Source organism: Pseudomonas sp. F007 (genome assembly GCF_057814275.1).
Window position 1 is genome coordinate 79,173 of record NZ_JBVATA010000003.1, and the last position, 15,478, is coordinate 94,650.

Sequence of the window (15,478 nt, forward strand, 5' to 3'; positions counted from 1 at the left end):
TTGGGCCGCAACAGGCGAAGCTGACGGACCTTTCACCATAATAATAGGAAGTACGACATGTCCGACGCGCACGACAGCCGCTTCGTCATTCGTGACCGTAATTGGCATCCCAAAGCCCTGACGCCTGACTACAAGACCTCGATCCTGCGCTCGCCGCGCCAGGCTCTGGTGAGCATTCCGCAATCGGTCTCGGAAACCAGCGGCCCGGATTTCTCCCACCTGCGCATGGGCAAGCACGACAACGACCTGCTGCTGAATTTCAATAATGGTGGGCTGCCGATTGGTGAGCGCATCCTGATCGCCGGTCGCGTCTGTGACCAGTACGGCAAGCCGATTCCCCACACCCTGGTGGAAATGTGGCAAGCCAACGCCGGCGGCCGTTACCGCCACAAGAAGGACAGCTACCTGGCGCCGCTCGATCCGAACTTCGGCGGCGTCGGCCGTGCGCTGACCGACAGCGAGGGCAACTACTGCTTCCGCACCGTCAAACCCGGCCCGTACCCATGGCGCAACGGCCCCAACGACTGGCGCCCGGCCCACGTGCATGTGTCCATCAGCGGCCCGTCCATCGCCACACGCCTGATTACCCAGCTGTATTTCGAAGGGGATCCACTGATCCCGATGTGCCCGATCGTCAAGTCGATCGCCAACCCGGAAGCGGTGCAGAGCCTGATCGCCAGACTCGACATGAGCATGGCCAATCCGATGGATTGCCTGGCCTATCGCTTTGACATCGTCCTGCGCGGCCAGCGCAAGACCCACTTCGAAAACCGCTGAGGAGGCCCGCACATGCCCGTTCAACTGCTGAATGAAACCCCGTCGCAAACCGCCGGCCCCTACGTGCACATCGGCCTGGCGCTGGAAACCGCCGGCAACGAGCCGCGCGAAGAGGAAATCTGGAACCAGATGGCCAAACCCGGCGCACCGGGCGAGCACATAGTGGTAGTCGGTTGCGTCTACGACGGCAACGGCCAGTTGATCCGCGATGCGTTTCTGGAGTGCTGGCAAGCCAACCACGAAGGCGTCTACGACAGCGACTACAACCTGGAAAAACCCTTCAACGGCTTCGGTCGCACCGCCACTACCGATGCTGGCGAATGGACCCTCAACACCATCAAGCCAGGCGTCGTGAAAAACGCCGCCGGCGTACCGATGGCCGCGCACATCAACGTGTCGCTGTTCGCCCGAGGCATCAACATCCACCTGCAGACCCGCCTGTACTTCGACGACGAAGCCGAAGCCAACGCTGTGGACCCGGTGCTCAACCTGATCGAACAACCCCACCGCCGCGAATCGCTGATCGCCAAGCGCTGCACGGTGGACGGCAAGTTGGCTTATCGCTTTGATATTTATCTGCAGGGGCCGGCGGAGACGGTGTTCTTCGATTTCTGAGGAGGGCGCATGGTCTAGCTGTTTGGCGTGGAGCTGCCACTGTTCGTGATCAAGCGAATCGCTGGCAGCTGCGCGCAGGTGGCTAACCCGGGAGTCCGGCAAGGTCGAATATCTCCCACACACTGCCGCCAAAAAACACCACCCACAAAAAAGCCCCAGACCCATAAGGCCTGAGGCTTTTTCTTTACAGCGGTATGGTGCACCAGGCGGGATTCGAACCCACGACCCCTGCCTTCGGAGGGCAGTACTCTATCCAGCTGAGCTACTGGTGCAGCGGGCGCCATGATACGCATAACCATTGCAGGCGTCCATGCTGCTGAAAATCCTGTTGTTTTGCCTCTGTCGACGCGCGTTCGTCACGTTGATCCGAAATACTGGGCAAAAGTCGGCTTTACGTTCTTTTTTTCGAACAGCCTATTGTCCTTTACCCCCTTTGATCCTAGGATTCGTTTGAGATTTCAAACGCTCTTGTCTGGGTGCTGAACCGTACGTGTTTCGAACCGTGCGCTATTTATGTGCTTCAGCCCGGTGAATGAGTTCCCTGACGGCAGCCCAAGGGCGCCTTTCTACAATCATAATTCGCTCCGCGCGTGCGCGGTGCTGTTAAGGAAAGCCGACATGCAGCTTAAAGATTCCCTGTTGTTCCGCCAGCAAGCCTTCATCGATGGCGCTTGGGTGGATGCGGACAATGGTCAGACGATCAACGTCAACAACCCGGCAACGGGCGAGATTCTGGGCACCGTGCCGAAAATGGGCGCTGCCGAAACCCGCCGTGCCATCGAAGCTGCCGACAAGGCGCTGCCGGCCTGGCGTGCACTGACCGCCAAAGAACGTGCGAACAAGCTGCGTCGCTGGTTTGAGCTGCTGATCGAAAACCAGGAAGACCTCGGTCGCCTGATGACCCTCGAGCAGGGCAAGCCATTGGCCGAAGCCAAGGGCGAAATCGTTTACGCCGCTTCCTTCATCGAATGGTTCGCCGAAGAAGCCAAGCGCATCTACGGTGACGTGATCCCGGGCCACCAGCCAGACAAGCGCCTGATCGTGATCAAGCAGCCGATCGGCGTGACCGCAGCGATCACCCCGTGGAACTTCCCGGCCGCCATGATCACCCGTAAAGCCGGCCCGGCCCTGGCCGCCGGTTGCACCATGGTGATCAAGCCTGCTTCGCAGACCCCATTCTCAGCCCTGGCCCTGGTTGAGCTGGCGCACCGTGCCGGCATCCCGAAAGGCGTGCTCAGCGTGGTCACCGGCAGCGCCGGCGACATCGGCGGCGAGCTGACCAGCAACCCGATCGTGCGCAAGCTGTCGTTCACCGGCTCGACCGAAATCGGTCGCCAGTTGATGGCCGAATGCGCCAAGGACATCAAGAAAGTGTCCCTGGAGCTGGGCGGCAACGCGCCGTTCATCGTGTTCGACGACGCGGACCTGGATAAGGCCGTCGAAGGCGCGATCATTTCCAAGTACCGCAACAACGGCCAGACCTGCGTCTGCGCCAACCGCCTGTACATCCAGGACTCGATCTACGACGCCTTCGCCGAAAAACTCGCGGCGGCCGTGGCCAAGCTGAAGATCGGCAACGGCCTGGAAGAAGGCACCACCACCGGCCCGTTGATCGACGGCAAGGCAGTGGCCAAGGTCCAGGAACACATCGCCGACGCCCTGAGCAAAGGCGCCACCCTGCTCACCGGCGGCAAGGTGATGGAAGGCAACTTCTTCGAACCGACCATCCTCACCAACGTGCCGAATACCGCGGCCGTGGCCAAGGAAGAAACCTTCGGCCCACTGGCGCCGCTGTTCCGCTTCAAAGACGAAGCCGAAGTGATCGCGATGTCCAACGACACCGAGTTCGGCCTGGCCTCGTACTTCTATGCCCGCGACCTGGGCCGTGTGTTCCGTGTGGCCGAGGCCCTGGAATACGGCATGGTTGGCGTGAATACCGGGTTGATCTCCAACGAAGTCGCGCCATTCGGCGGCATCAAGGCCTCGGGCCTGGGCCGTGAAGGCTCCAAGTACGGCATCGAGGATTACCTGGAAATCAAATACCTGTGCCTGGGCATCTAAGCCGCAAGGCTTGAGCCGGGCAGGGCATTGCTTGAAACGCAAAGGGCACGAGAGCGCTGACCCTTTGCGTGTTTCACCGGATTCTTATCTGTGGCCGGGAAAGCTGTGGCAGTCGATCATCGCATGCTGCCGTAGTTGCCTCCCCGCCGCGTAATCCTTGAGCCACGCCGACCGATGAGCGGCGAATGAGGACACTATGAGCAAGACTAACGCTTCTTTGATGAAACGCCGCGAAGCCGCTGTACCCCGCGGTGTTGGCCAGATTCACCCGATCTTCGCCGAGTCCGCGAAGAACGCCACCGTGACCGACGTTGAAGGTCGCGAGTTCATCGACTTCGCCGGCGGTATCGCCGTGCTGAACACCGGTCACGTGCACCCGAAAATCATCGCCGCAGTGACCGAGCAGCTGAACAAGCTGACCCACACCTGCTTCCAGGTGCTGGCGTACGAACCGTACGTTGAACTGTGCGAAAAAGTGAACGCCAAGGTTCCAGGTGATTTCGCCAAGAAAACCCTGCTGGTCACCACCGGTTCGGAAGCCGTGGAAAACGCCGTGAAAATCGCCCGTGCCGCCACTGGCCGCGCTGGCGTGATCGCCTTCACCGGCGCCTACCACGGCCGCACCATGATGACCCTGGGCCTGACCGGTAAAGTCGTGCCGTACTCGGCCGGCATGGGCCTGATGCCAGGCGGCGTGTTCCGCGCGCTGTACCCGAACGAACTGCACGGTGTGAGCATCGACGACTCGATCGCCAGCATCGAACGCATCTTCAAGAACGATGCCGAGCCGCGTGACATCGCTGCCATCATCATCGAGCCGGTGCAGGGCGAAGGTGGCTTCTACGTCGCGCCTAAAGCCTTCATGGCGCGTCTGCGTGCCCTGTGCGACCAGCACGGCATCCTGCTGATCGCTGACGAAGTACAAACCGGCGCTGGCCGTACCGGTACTTTCTTCGCCATGGAACAGATGGGCGTTGCTGCCGACCTGACCACCTTCGCCAAATCCATCGCTGGCGGCTTCCCGCTGGCCGGTGTTTGCGGCAAGGCTGAATACATGGACGCCATCGCCCCTGGCGGCCTGGGCGGCACCTACGCCGGTAGCCCGATCGCCTGTGCTGCGGCCCTGGCCGTGATGGAAGTGTTCGAAGAAGAGCACCTGCTGGACCGCTGCAAGGCGGTAGGCGAGCGTCTGGTGACCGGCCTCAAGGCCATCCAGGCCAAGTACCCGGTGATCGGCGAAGTACGTGCCCTGGGCGCGATGATCGCGGTCGAGCTGTTCGAAAACGGCGACAGCCACAAGCCTAACGCTCCGGCCGTGGCTGCAGTGGTTGCCAAGGCCCGTGAGAAAGGTCTGATCCTGCTGTCCTGCGGCACCTACGGCAACGTGCTGCGGGTCCTGGTTCCGCTGACTTCGCCTGACGAGCAACTGGACAAAGGCCTGGCGATCATCGAAGAGTGCTTCTCCGAGCTCTGATCACCGAGTGTGACCGGCTTCACAAAAAACCCGCTTCGGCGGGTTTTTTTGGTCTTTGGAAACACATCACCGGCTTTTCACCTGTATCGAAGTGCCAGCATTGTCTAAGGTGCAAGGATTGTCCCGGAGTGAAAAGATGACCGTTGTAGAGCTTCCCGCTGTGCCCCGCGTGCTGATTGCCGAAGCCGATCCCTGGTCGCGCGATCTGCTCAAACAGGTGTTGCTCAACGTGCGTTGCGACGCGCGGCTGGACCTGTGCGCCGATGGCCAGCAAGCGCTGCAACTGTTGAGTGAGCAGCCCTACGACCTGGTGATCGCCGACTGGGAGCTGCCGGGGGTCGATGGCCTCAATGTGCTGCGCAGTGTGCGTCAGCGCCGTCGCCAGCCGTTGCTGCCGTTCATACTGATGAGCAGCCGCAACGACAGCGCCAGCGTCCACGAAGCCGTGCCGTTGCACCCGAGCGCCTACCTGACCAAACCACTGGACATGGAAAACCTGACCCTGCGCTTGCAGCAGTTGCTGCTCAATGCCGGGCAGACCGTGTCCTGCGAGGTGCCGACCCTGGCGCCGGGCATGAGCCTGTCGACCTTTCTCGAGCGCCGCCGCGAGCTGGCCGACGGTGCGCCGCTGCTTACCGACGTGCAGCAGGCGGTCAAGCGCAGCCTCAATCCCAACGGCCTGGACCTGCGTTTGCTGGAAGAGGAAGTGCGCACCGACCCACAGATCACCGCCGTGCTGATCGCCGCCGCCAACAGCGCCGCCCATCACCTGGGTGAAGGCGTACAGACCCTGTCCCAGGCCCTGCATCGCCTGGGTACCGGGCAAAGCATGAACCTGGTGCTCGGGCTGGCCCTCAAGCGCAGCGCCAGGTTGAGCGACCCGCTGCTGGCCGACTACGCCGAGCGCTACTGGGAGCTGTCACTGCACACCGCGGAATACGCCCGCACCCTGGCCCGCCTGCTCGATCTCGATCAGGAGCGCTGCTATTGCGCCGGCATGCTCCATTGTCTCGGCGACCTGGCGCTGCTGCGCTGCCTGCAGGAGTGGAAGCAGGGCGGCGGCGAGCTGGACGATCAGGAGCAGATTGGCAACGCCCTCAAGGAGTTTGCCGCCGCCTACGGCTCGGCCTTGCGCACCCGCTGGCGTCTGCCGCTGGAACTGCGGGAATTGATTGCGGCGGTCTATCAACTCGGTGGTGGGGTGTACTCGCGCGAGGCGCTGGTGATGAACATGGCGGCCAGTCTGGCGCGCCTGACCGAGCATGAAGGTGTGGAGGAGCTGGCCAAGAGCCGGACGGCACGCCTGCTGAAGATTGGTCTGCCGGAATTGATGCGCCTGCGCAAGACGCCAGCCTGAACGCGGGAGTGAGTCACCTCACTCCCGCCGAGTGTCAGGCCGCTGGACGCAGCGAGTAGGTTTTCAGCTGGTGGGCGAAGTCGCGCAGCGATTGGATACCGCTGGCTTCGGCTTCGTGCACCCAATCCTTGATTGCCGCCAGCATGTCGTGGCCGTTGGAGCTGGTCTTGACCCAGATCTGCTGCAGGGCCAGGCGCTTCTCGTAGATCACCTTCAGTGCCTGACTGTGCTCGAGCATGGTCTGGATGCGCAGGTGATGGCGGTCTTCCAGCAGGCTGGTCTCACGCGACAGCAGGCGTTTGGCGCGGTGGAATTGGTGGCGTACCGAATGGTCGACCTTTTCCAGCTCCTGCTTGACCAGCGGGCCGATCACCAGCTTGCGGTACTGGGCCATGATCTGGAAGCGGTTGTTGAGGATCGCCATGGCGGTGTCCATGTCCAGGCTGCCCTTGCCTTCGACGCGGTGGGCGATGGGCGCCACCCGCTGCACCTTGGCCAGGCGCAGGAAGCTGAACACCTGGATCCAGGCCCAACCCATGTCGAACTCCCACTTCTTCACCGACAGCTTGGCCGAGTTGGGGTAGGTGTGATGGTTGTTGTGCAGCTCTTCACCCCCGATCAGGATGCCCCAGGGCACCAGGTTGGTCGCCGCATCGCGGCACTCGAAGTTGCGATAGCCCACGGCATGTCCCAGGCCATTGATCACGCCGGCCGCCCAGACCGGGATCCACATCATCTGGATCGCCCAGATGGTGATACCGATGGTGCCGAACAGCAGCAGGTCGATGACCCCCATGATCGCCACGCCCAGCAGCGGGTAACGGCTGTACAGCTTGCGTTCGATCCAGTCTTCGGGGCAGTTCTTGCCGTAGATGCGCAGCGTCTCGGCGTTTTCCGCCTCGGCGCGGTACAGCTCGGCGCCTTTGCGCAGCACGGTCGACAGGCCCTTGATCACCGGGCTGTGCGGATCGTCGACGGTTTCGCACTTGGCGTGGTGCTTGCGGTGGATCGCCGTCCACTCGCGGGTGTTCTGCGCCGTGGTCAGCCACAGCCAGAACCGGAAGAAGTGTTTGAGGCCGGCATTCAGCTCCAGGGAGCGGTGCGCCGAGTAGCGATGCAGGTAGACCGTGACGCCGACGATGGTGATGTGAGTCATGACCAGAGTGACGGCCACCAGTTGCCAGGCTGACAAGCCGAGTAAACCTTCGTACCACATAGGCTGTTGGGCCCTCGATAAAGAAAAAAATAGCTCGCGCATTATCACTCAGGACACAGATAAAACCAGTCGGCCTTTCAGATAAGAGAGGAGTGGTGGCTCTTTGCTCTATAATCCTGAGCTTTCGTAGGGACATGGATGACCGAATGTCGGCTTCATATCGCGCAGCCTTCCGTGCGGCGCTGCTTTACCTGGTGATTTCCGGCGGGTGGCTGGGTGTCACAGGTTGTTTTTTGAGCAACATATTCGATGGTTCAGCGGATCTGCCACGCTGGCAACTGATCAACGGTTATGTCTGGGTTGGCCTCAGCGCCGGCCTGATGCTGCTGGCCCTGGCCGGGCGCTGGAATGTGCTTGGGCTCAAGGATGCCCTGCGTTATCGCCAGGAAGATCGCGGGCGTCTGCGTCAGGCCCAGGCGGTGTTCGACTGCACTCACGAAGGGGTATTGGTCACCGATCGCCAGCGCAAGATCGTTCACGTCAACCGCGCGTTCATGGCCATTACCGGTTACCAGCCCGACGAGGTATTGGGGCATACACCGAGCCTGTTCAAGTCCGGTCATCACTCGTCGGATTTTTATAAGCAGATGTTTCAGGCTCTGGGTCGGCACGGTGAATGGAGCGGTGAAATCTGGAATCGGCGCAAGAGCGGCGAGATTTTTCCGCAGTGGCAGACCATCCGGGTCATTCGCGATGACTGCGGCCAGCTCAGCCATTACGTGGCGGTATTCTCCGACATCAGCGCGATCAAGGACTCCGAGCACGAGATCAAGCGCCTGGCGCACCACGATCCGCTGACCGATCTGCCCAACCGCCTGCTGTTCCGCGACCGGGTCGAGCAGGCCCTGGCGTCGGCGCAGGTGCACAAGCGCGGCTGTGCGTTGCTGATGATCGACCTCGACCAATTCAAGATGATCAACGACAGCCTGGGGCACAACGTCGGTGACCGCCTGCTCAAGGCCGTGGCGGCACGCTTGCGCGAGCTGTTCGGCCCGGGCGTGACCCTGGCCCGGCTGGGTGGCGACGAATTTGCCGTGCTGGTCGAAGATTGCGCGCAACTGGTGCAGGCGGCGGGCCATGCGCAACGCATCCTCGACAGCCTGAAAGAGGCGTTCGTGATAGATGGCGGCCAGTTGTTCATCAATGCCAGCGTCGGCATCAGCCTGTTTCCCAGCGACGCCTTGAGCGCCGATCAATTGCTGCGCAATGCCGATACCGCACTATTCAAGGTCAAGAGCTCCGGGCGCAACGACTACGCGCTGTACACCGAAGAGCTGACGGCGCATGCCCAGCATCGAGTGGAAATTGCCTTCGAACTGCGCCGCGCCCTCGAACAGCAGGAGCTGCGGGTCTATTACCAGCCGGTGCATGACCTGCAATTCAGCCGCCTGGTCGGCGTCGAGGCACTGGTGCGCTGGCAACACCCGCAGCGCGGGCTGGTGGCACCGGGTGAGTTCATTCCGATTGCCGAGCGCACCGGACTGATTGCCGAGATCGATGCCTGGGTGATGCAGCAGGCGTGTCAGCAGATGTGCGCCTGGCAGCAGGCCGGGGTGGTGCTGTCGTTCGTCGCGGTGAATGTCTCGACCCATCTGTTCGCTCGGCGGGAGCTGTATGAGCGGGTTGCTCAGGTTTTGCACGACACCGGCCTGGACCCGGCCTTCCTCGAGCTGGAGGTGACCGAAAGCGCGGTGATGCTTGATCCGGAGGTGGCGCTGGAGCAGATGCATCGCTTGCGTGAGTTGGGCGTGCGCCTGGCCATCGACGATTTCGGCACCGGCTATTCGTCGTTGCTGCGGCTCAAGCGCCTGCCGGTGCAGAAGCTGAAGATCGACCAGGGCTTTGTCGCCGGCCTGCCGGCAGACGACGATGACGCGGCGATCGTGCGGGTGATCATCGCCCTGGCGCAAAGCATGGGCATGCAGGTGCACGCCGAGGGCATCGAGCATCAGGAGCAGGCGGGCTTTCTGCTCGATCAGCGCTGCGACCTCGGCCAGGGCTACTGGTTTGGTCGGCCGATGCCGGCGAGCGAGCTGGACTGGTCACGGGCTCCGGCGATCCGCTAGGCCATGCGGGAGAGGGGCTGCGGTGCGGCCCCTTTTCCATGCAACTCATGTTGGTTGTTTCGGTTATATAAACATTCTTAAATAGTATTTTTAAGAATATCCAAGCCTCTCTACTATTGCTCCTACGCCGCAAGCAGTGCCGCCACTGCCAGGCACTTCCCCTTTCAGGAGCAGCACCATGAGCGCATCTCTACGTAGCGTTGACGGACATGACGAAGCCACCATTCTGCGTGAAATCCAGAGCGCCCTGCGCGATCTGCGGTTTGGCGCGGTAGAGATCACCGTGCACAACGCGCAGGTGGTGCAGATCGAGCGCAAGGAAAAATTCCGCCTGCAGAACCCGGCCGGCAACAAGCCGAGCTGAGTCGGCCTGGCACCGGCAACCCGTTTCCAGAACTCCATAAGAACAGCCCACACAAAAATTTCAGGAGCTTCACCATGTCGTCGATTCGCCGTTACGCTTTGGCCGCTCTGGCCAGTGCCATTTTTGCCGGTTCCGCGGTTGCCAAGGATTACGAGTTGCTGAACGTGTCGTACGACCCGACCCGTGAGCTGTATCAGGACTACAACGCCGAATTCATCAACTACTGGAAGAAAGAACACGCTGGCGACAACGTGAAGATCCAGCAGTCCCATGGTGGCTCCGGCAAGCAGGGCCGGGCGGTGATCGATGGCCTGCGCGCCGACGTGGTGACCCTGGCCCTGGCCGGCGACATCGACGAAATCGCCAAGCTGGGCAAGACCCTGCCCACCGACTGGCAGAAACGCCTGCCCGATGCCAGCACGCCTTACACCTCGACCATTGTGTTCCTGGTGCGCAAGGGCAACCCCAAGGGCATCAAGGACTGGGGCGACCTGACCAAGAACGGCGTCGAAGTGATCACCCCGAACCCGAAAACTTCCGGCGGTGCGCGCTGGAACTTCCTCGCGGCCTGGGCCTACGGTCTGAAAGCCAACGGTGGCGACGAAGCCAAGGCCAAGGAATACGTGCAGACCCTGTTCAAGCACGTACCTGTGCTGGACACCGGTGCCCGCGGTTCGACCATCACCTTCGTCAACAACGGTCAGGGTGACGTGTTGCTGGCCTGGGAAAACGAAGCCTTCCTGGCGCTGAAGGAAGATGGCGGCGCGGACAAGTTCGAAATCGTCGTGCCATCGCTGTCGATCCTCGCCGAACCACCGGTGGCCGTGGTCGACAAGAACGCCGAGAAAAAGGGCAACGAGCAGATCGCCGAAGCCTACCTCAAGCACCTGTACAGCCCGGCTGGCCAGGAGATCGCGGCGAAGAACTTCTACCGTCCGCGTGACAAGGAAGTGGCCGCCAAGTACGCCAAGCAGTTCCCGAGCCTGGACCTGGTGACCATCGACAAGGACTTCGGCGGCTGGAAAACCGCCCAGCCAAAATTCTTCAATGATGGCGGAGTGTTCGACCAGATCTATCAGGCGCAGTAATCTGACGACCGCCTTACCTGTAGGAGCGAGCCTGCTCGCGATGACGGACGATCAGCCAACCCATTTGTTGTCTGAGCCACCGCCTTCGCGAGCAAGCTCGCTCCTACCGTTGTAACCAGCCATTGACCAAGGACTTTTATGTCGCGTCGTATCTCCCCCGTCATACCCGGCTTCGGGCTGACGCTGGGCTACACCTTGGTGTACCTCAGCCTGATCGTACTCATACCCCTGGCGGCCATGTTCGTGCATGCCGCGCAACTGACCTGGGATCAGTTCTGGGCAATCATCAGCGCCCCCCGGGTGCTGGCGGCGTTGAAGCTGAGCTTCGGCACGGCGCTGTGCGCGGCCGTGATCAACGGCATCATCGGCACGCTGCTGGCCTGGGTGCTGGTGCGCTACACCTTCCCCGGTCGCAAGGTCATTGACGCGATGATCGACCTGCCATTCGCCTTGCCGACGGCGGTCGCCGGTATCGCCTTGACTGCGCTCTACGCCCCCAATGGTCTGGTCGGTCAGTTTGCTGCGGACCTGGGTTTCAAGATTGCCTATACCCCCCTGGGCATCACCCTTGCCCTGACGTTTGTGACCCTTCCGTTCGTGGTACGTACAGTACAGCCGGTATTGGCCGATATCCCCAAGGAGATCGAAGAAGCCGCCGCGTGCCTGGGTGCCAAACCGCTGCAAGTGTTCCGCCATATCCTCCTGCCGGCGCTGTTGCCGGCCTGGCTGACCGGCTTTGCCCTGGCGTTTGCGCGGGGTGTTGGTGAATACGGTTCGGTGATTTTCATTGCCGGCAACATGCCGATGAAAACCGAAATTTTGCCGTTGCTGATCATGGTCAAACTCGACCAGTACGATTACACCGGTGCCACTTCCATTGGCGTGTTGATGCTGGTGGTTTCCTTTGTCCTGTTGCTGCTGATCAACTTGCTGCAGCGGCGCATCGAAACCCCTTAAGGAGGCGCGAACCATGTCCCAATCGTCTATTAGCGCCGCATCTTCGGCCAACGCCGCCCGGCGTGGCAGTCCCGGCGCTCGGCGCGTCCTGATTGTCCTGGGCTGGCTGATCTTTGCCCTGTTCCTGCTGTTGCCGCTGTTCATCGTGGTGTCCCAGGGCCTGAAACTGGGCCTGGGTGCGTTCTTCACCGCGATCTTCGAACCGGACGCCCTGTCGGCGTTGAAGCTGACGGTGATTGCCGTGCTGATTTCGGTGCCGTTGAACCTGGTGTTCGGCGTCAGCGCCGCCTGGTGCGTGAGCAAGTACTCGTTCCGTGGCAAGAGCATGCTGGTGACCCTGATCGACCTGCCGTTCTCGGTGTCGCCGGTGATCGCTGGTCTGGTCTACGTGCTGATGTTCGGCGCCCAAGGCTTCTTCGGCCCGTGGCTGTCGGATCACGACATCCAGATCGTCTTCGCCTTGCCGGGCATCGTGCTGGCAACCATCTTCGTCACCGTGCCGTTCGTGGCCCGTGAGCTGATCCCGCTGATGCAGGAGCAGGGCACCCAGGAAGAGGAAGCCGCACGCCTGCTGGGCGCCAACGGCTGGCAGATGTTCTGGCACGTGACCGTGCCGAACATCAAATGGGGCCTGATCTACGGCGTGGTGCTTTGTACCGCGCGGGCGATGGGTGAGTTTGGCGCGGTGTCGGTGGTGTCCGGGCATATTCGCGGGGTGACCAACACCTTGCCGTTGCACGTCGAGATCCTCTACAACGAGTACAACCACGTCGCCGCCTTTGCCGTCGCGAGCCTGTTGCTGATCCTGGCGCTCTTCATCCTGCTGCTCAAGCAGTGGAGCGAAAACCGTATTAACCGCCTGCGCGCCAGCGCCGCGGAGGAATAATTCATGTCGATCGAAGTGCGTAACGTCAGCAAGAATTTCAATGCGTTCAAGGCGCTGGACAACATCAGCCTGGACATCCAGAGCGGTGAACTGGTGGCTTTGCTCGGCCCGTCCGGCTGCGGCAAGACGACTCTTTTGCGGATCATCGCCGGCCTCGAGACCCCGGATCAGGGCAACATCGTGTTCCACGGCGAAGACGTCTCGGGCCACGACGTGCGTGATCGCAACGTCGGTTTCGTGTTCCAGCACTATGCGCTGTTCCGTCATATGACGGTGTTCGACAACGTCGCGTTCGGCCTGCGCATGAAGCCGAAGAACCAGCGTCCGAACGAAAGCCAGATCGCCGCCAAGGTCCACGAGCTGCTGAACATGGTGCAACTGGATTGGTTGTCGGATCGCTACCCGGAGCAGTTGTCCGGCGGTCAGCGCCAGCGTATCGCCCTGGCCCGCGCCCTGGCGGTGGAACCCAAGGTGCTGCTGCTCGACGAGCCGTTCGGTGCCCTCGATGCCAAGGTCCGTAAAGAACTGCGCCGCTGGTTGGCGCGCCTGCACGAAGACATCAACCTGACCTCGGTATTCGTGACTCACGACCAGGAAGAGGCGATGGAAGTCGCTGATCGCATCGTGGTGATGAACAAGGGCGTGATCGAGCAGATCGGCTCACCCGGCCAGGTCTACGAGAATCCGGCCAGCGATTTTGTCTACCACTTCCTCGGCGACTCCAACCGCCTGCACCTGGGCGAGGACAACCATGTGTTGTTCCGTCCCCATGAAGTGTCGCTGTCGCGCCATGAACTGGAAGATCACCACGCCGCCGAAGTGCGCGACATCCGTCCGCTGGGTGCGACCACCCGGGTGACCCTGAAAGTCGAAGGGCAGAGCGAGTTGATCGAGGCTGAAGTGGTCAAGGACCACGACAGCCTGACCGGGCTGGCCAAGGGTGAGACGTTGTTCTTCAAGCCGAAGGTTTGGCAGAAGGTCGCGAATATCTGACGCTCGTCCTCCAGGGTCGAAACCGGTTTTTTCGGCACGACCCATTTCACTGTAGGAGCCGGCTTGCCGGCGAAGGCGGTTTGCCTGGCACGTCGAGGCGCTCCCTTCGCTGGCAAGCCAGCTCCTGTCGGGCATTCATGCCCAGCCGCTTTGCAGCACCAGCACACACCCCAACCCAATCAGAATCGAGCCGCTGAAACGCGGCACGAATCGCTGGCAGCCGGGCGACGACAACGGCCCGAGCAATAACGAAGCACCGAGCACCGCCGCCACGTCGGCCAGCGAAAACACCAGGTTGACGAAACTGCCCAGCAGCAGGAATTGCAGCCACACCGGTGCGGACGCGGTGACGTCGACAAACTGGGGCAGGAACGTCAGGAAAAACAGCGCCGTCTTCGGGTTGAGCATTTCCACCACCACACTGTCGCGCAAGACGCCGGGCTCGCGGGCGTCGCCGGTCGTGGCCGCGTGGCCGCTCTTGACGATCATCGAGCCGCCGAGCCAGATCAGATAACCCGCTCCCGCCAGACGAATCACATCGAACGCCATGGGCGCGGCGTGCAAGAGCGCCGACAAGCCGAACGTGGCTGCCGCGATGTGCGCATAGCAACCCAGGTGAATACCCAGGGCCGCCTTGAGTCCGGCGCGTCTGCCGTGGGCGAGCGTCTGGCTGGTCATGTAGAGGATCGCCGGGCCGGGCATGCAGGCGAATGCCAGGGTGGCGGTGGCGAAAGGAATCCAGAGGTGCAGGGACATGGTGGCGCTCTTCCAGTGAGTGATGCCGTCGGGCAGGTTCTGGAAGACGCTGTGGGTTTGGCCTTGGAGGTCGCGGGTGCAGCGCAGTACCAGAGCTGCAAGGTTAGGGAGAGGGCATGGGCGCTGAAATACGGCAGGTGTCGTATTTTATCTGTCGGCTGCGCGCAGGATGATGGGCCTCAACCCACCGCCAGACCCAGGCGAACGGCATACACGGCCAGTTCAGCGGTGTTGTGCAGATCGAGCTTGCGCATCAGGTTTTCCCGGTGCTTGCGCACGGTCAGCGGGCTGATATGCAAGGCGTCGGCAATCTCGCGGGCCGTTGCGCCCTGGGCGACCAGGCCGAGGATCTGCTGCTCGCGCGCCGTCAGGCCGGTGGTGTTGGCGATAAGGTGTTCGCCTGGCTGGCTGTTGCCGTGACCCTCTACCGCAAAGCGCACGGCCACCGCCAGGTAGAGTTGGTTGAGGCGGACGGCGTCGATGGCATCGAGCAGCTCCTGGCTTTCATCGGCCTTGGTGACGTAGGCCTGAACACCGGCATCGAGCACGCCGCGAATGGTGCTCAGTTCGACGTTGGCGGTCAGCACCAGGATTTTCAGGCGAGGGTAGGCGCTGCGCAGGTCGCGGATGAATTGCAGGCGATTGACCCCGGGCATGCCCAGGTCCAGAAGCAGCAGGTCGACCGGGTATTCGGCCAGCACCTTGAGGATCGCCTCGCTGTGGGCCGCTTCGCCGATCACCTGGAGATCGTCGCGGGTGGAGAGCAGAAACTTCAGACCATCGCGCACGATGCTATGGTCATCGGCAATCAACACGTTCAGGCGCTTCACATCCATTTTCAGTCGCTCTTTTTATTCTTGGGGTTTGG

The 15,478-nt window shown here is 61.7% G+C and carries 14 protein-coding genes and 1 tRNA gene; 11 read left to right on the top strand and 4 right to left on the bottom strand.

Features of this window, described 5'->3' with window-relative positions:
- The first annotated feature begins 57 nt into the window (after positions 1-57).
- Positions 58-777 (top strand): protocatechuate 3,4-dioxygenase subunit beta, encoded by a 720-nt coding sequence (pcaH, locus tag ACZYR5_RS07825; protein WP_489089104.1) that lies wholly within the window; start codon positions 58-60, stop codon positions 775-777.
- Between the two features lie 12 nt (positions 778-789).
- The gene (pcaG, locus tag ACZYR5_RS07830) at positions 790-1,392 is read left to right on the top strand and encodes a protocatechuate 3,4-dioxygenase subunit alpha (RefSeq protein ID WP_489089105.1); all 603 of its coding nucleotides are present in this window, start codon (positions 790-792) and stop codon (positions 1,390-1,392) included.
- Positions 1,393-1,587: 195 nt separating this feature from the next.
- Here the strand turns inward: pcaG and ACZYR5_RS07835 are convergent.
- Positions 1,588-1,664: transfer RNA gene (locus ACZYR5_RS07835), tRNA-Arg, on the bottom strand.
- 346 nt (positions 1,665-2,010) lie between these two features.
- On the opposite strand from ACZYR5_RS07835, the gene gabD reads away from it, so the two are divergent.
- The 3 genes from gabD to ACZYR5_RS07850 all read left to right on the top strand — a co-directional run bounded on the left by gabD (position 2,011) and on the right by ACZYR5_RS07850 (position 6,284).
- Entirely contained in the window at positions 2,011-3,453 is a 1,443-nt protein-coding gene (gene gabD, locus ACZYR5_RS07840; RefSeq protein WP_489089106.1) for an NADP-dependent succinate-semialdehyde dehydrogenase, read from the top strand.
- Between the two features lie 196 nt (positions 3,454-3,649).
- Positions 3,650-4,927, top strand: coding sequence for a 4-aminobutyrate--2-oxoglutarate transaminase (gene gabT, locus ACZYR5_RS07845; RefSeq protein WP_489089107.1), 1,278 nt, complete (start codon positions 3,650-3,652; stop codon positions 4,925-4,927).
- A 136-nt stretch (positions 4,928-5,063) separates the two neighbouring features.
- A complete protein-coding gene (locus tag ACZYR5_RS07850; protein ID WP_489089108.1) occupies positions 5,064-6,284 on the top strand; it encodes an HDOD domain-containing protein in 1,221 nt (406 codons plus the stop codon).
- A gap of 34 nt (positions 6,285-6,318) precedes the next feature.
- Here the strand turns inward: ACZYR5_RS07850 and desA are convergent, their stop codons facing one another.
- On the bottom strand, positions 6,319-7,500 hold the full coding sequence (gene desA / locus ACZYR5_RS07855) for a delta-9 fatty acid desaturase DesA (protein WP_105755918.1): 1,182 nt from the start codon (positions 7,498-7,500) through the stop codon (positions 6,319-6,321).
- Between the two features lie 146 nt (positions 7,501-7,646).
- Here desA and dibA point away from each other — a divergent pair, with 146 nt between their 5' ends.
- The 6 genes from dibA to ACZYR5_RS07885 all read left to right on the top strand — a co-directional run bounded on the left by dibA (position 7,647) and on the right by ACZYR5_RS07885 (position 13,854).
- The gene (gene dibA / locus ACZYR5_RS07860) at positions 7,647-9,566 is read left to right on the top strand and encodes a phosphodiesterase DibA (protein ID WP_489089109.1); all 1,920 of its coding nucleotides are present in this window, start codon (positions 7,647-7,649) and stop codon (positions 9,564-9,566) included.
- 178 nt (positions 9,567-9,744) lie between these two features.
- Positions 9,745-9,930, top strand: a complete 186-nt coding sequence (oscA, locus tag ACZYR5_RS07865; protein ID WP_489089110.1) for a sulfur starvation response protein OscA — start codon at positions 9,745-9,747, stop codon at positions 9,928-9,930.
- Positions 9,931-10,004: 74 nt separating this feature from the next.
- Complete coding sequence (locus ACZYR5_RS07870; protein WP_489089111.1) at positions 10,005-11,018, top strand: sulfate ABC transporter substrate-binding protein; 1,014 nt, start codon at positions 10,005-10,007, stop codon at positions 11,016-11,018.
- Positions 11,019-11,156: 138 nt separating this feature from the next.
- The gene (gene cysT / locus ACZYR5_RS07875) at positions 11,157-11,975 is read left to right on the top strand and encodes a sulfate ABC transporter permease subunit CysT (protein WP_489089112.1); all 819 of its coding nucleotides are present in this window, start codon (positions 11,157-11,159) and stop codon (positions 11,973-11,975) included.
- Positions 11,976-11,988: 13 nt separating this feature from the next.
- Positions 11,989-12,861 carry a sulfate ABC transporter permease subunit CysW gene (gene cysW, locus ACZYR5_RS07880; RefSeq protein WP_489089113.1) on the top strand — a complete coding sequence of 291 codons (873 nt, stop codon included), beginning with the start codon at positions 11,989-11,991 and terminating at the stop codon, positions 12,859-12,861.
- Positions 12,862-12,864: 3 nt separating this feature from the next.
- Complete coding sequence (locus ACZYR5_RS07885) at positions 12,865-13,854, top strand: sulfate/molybdate ABC transporter ATP-binding protein (protein ID WP_489089114.1); 990 nt, start codon at positions 12,865-12,867, stop codon at positions 13,852-13,854.
- 135 nt (positions 13,855-13,989) lie between these two features.
- On the opposite strand, the gene ACZYR5_RS07890 is transcribed toward ACZYR5_RS07885, so the two are convergent.
- On the bottom strand, positions 13,990-14,610 hold the full coding sequence (locus ACZYR5_RS07890) for a LysE family translocator (protein WP_489089115.1): 621 nt from the start codon (positions 14,608-14,610) through the stop codon (positions 13,990-13,992).
- A 179-nt stretch (positions 14,611-14,789) separates the two neighbouring features.
- A complete protein-coding gene (locus tag ACZYR5_RS07895) occupies positions 14,790-15,446 on the bottom strand; it encodes a response regulator (protein WP_489089116.1) in 657 nt (218 codons plus the stop codon).
- Positions 15,447-15,478: the final 32 nt, after the last annotated feature.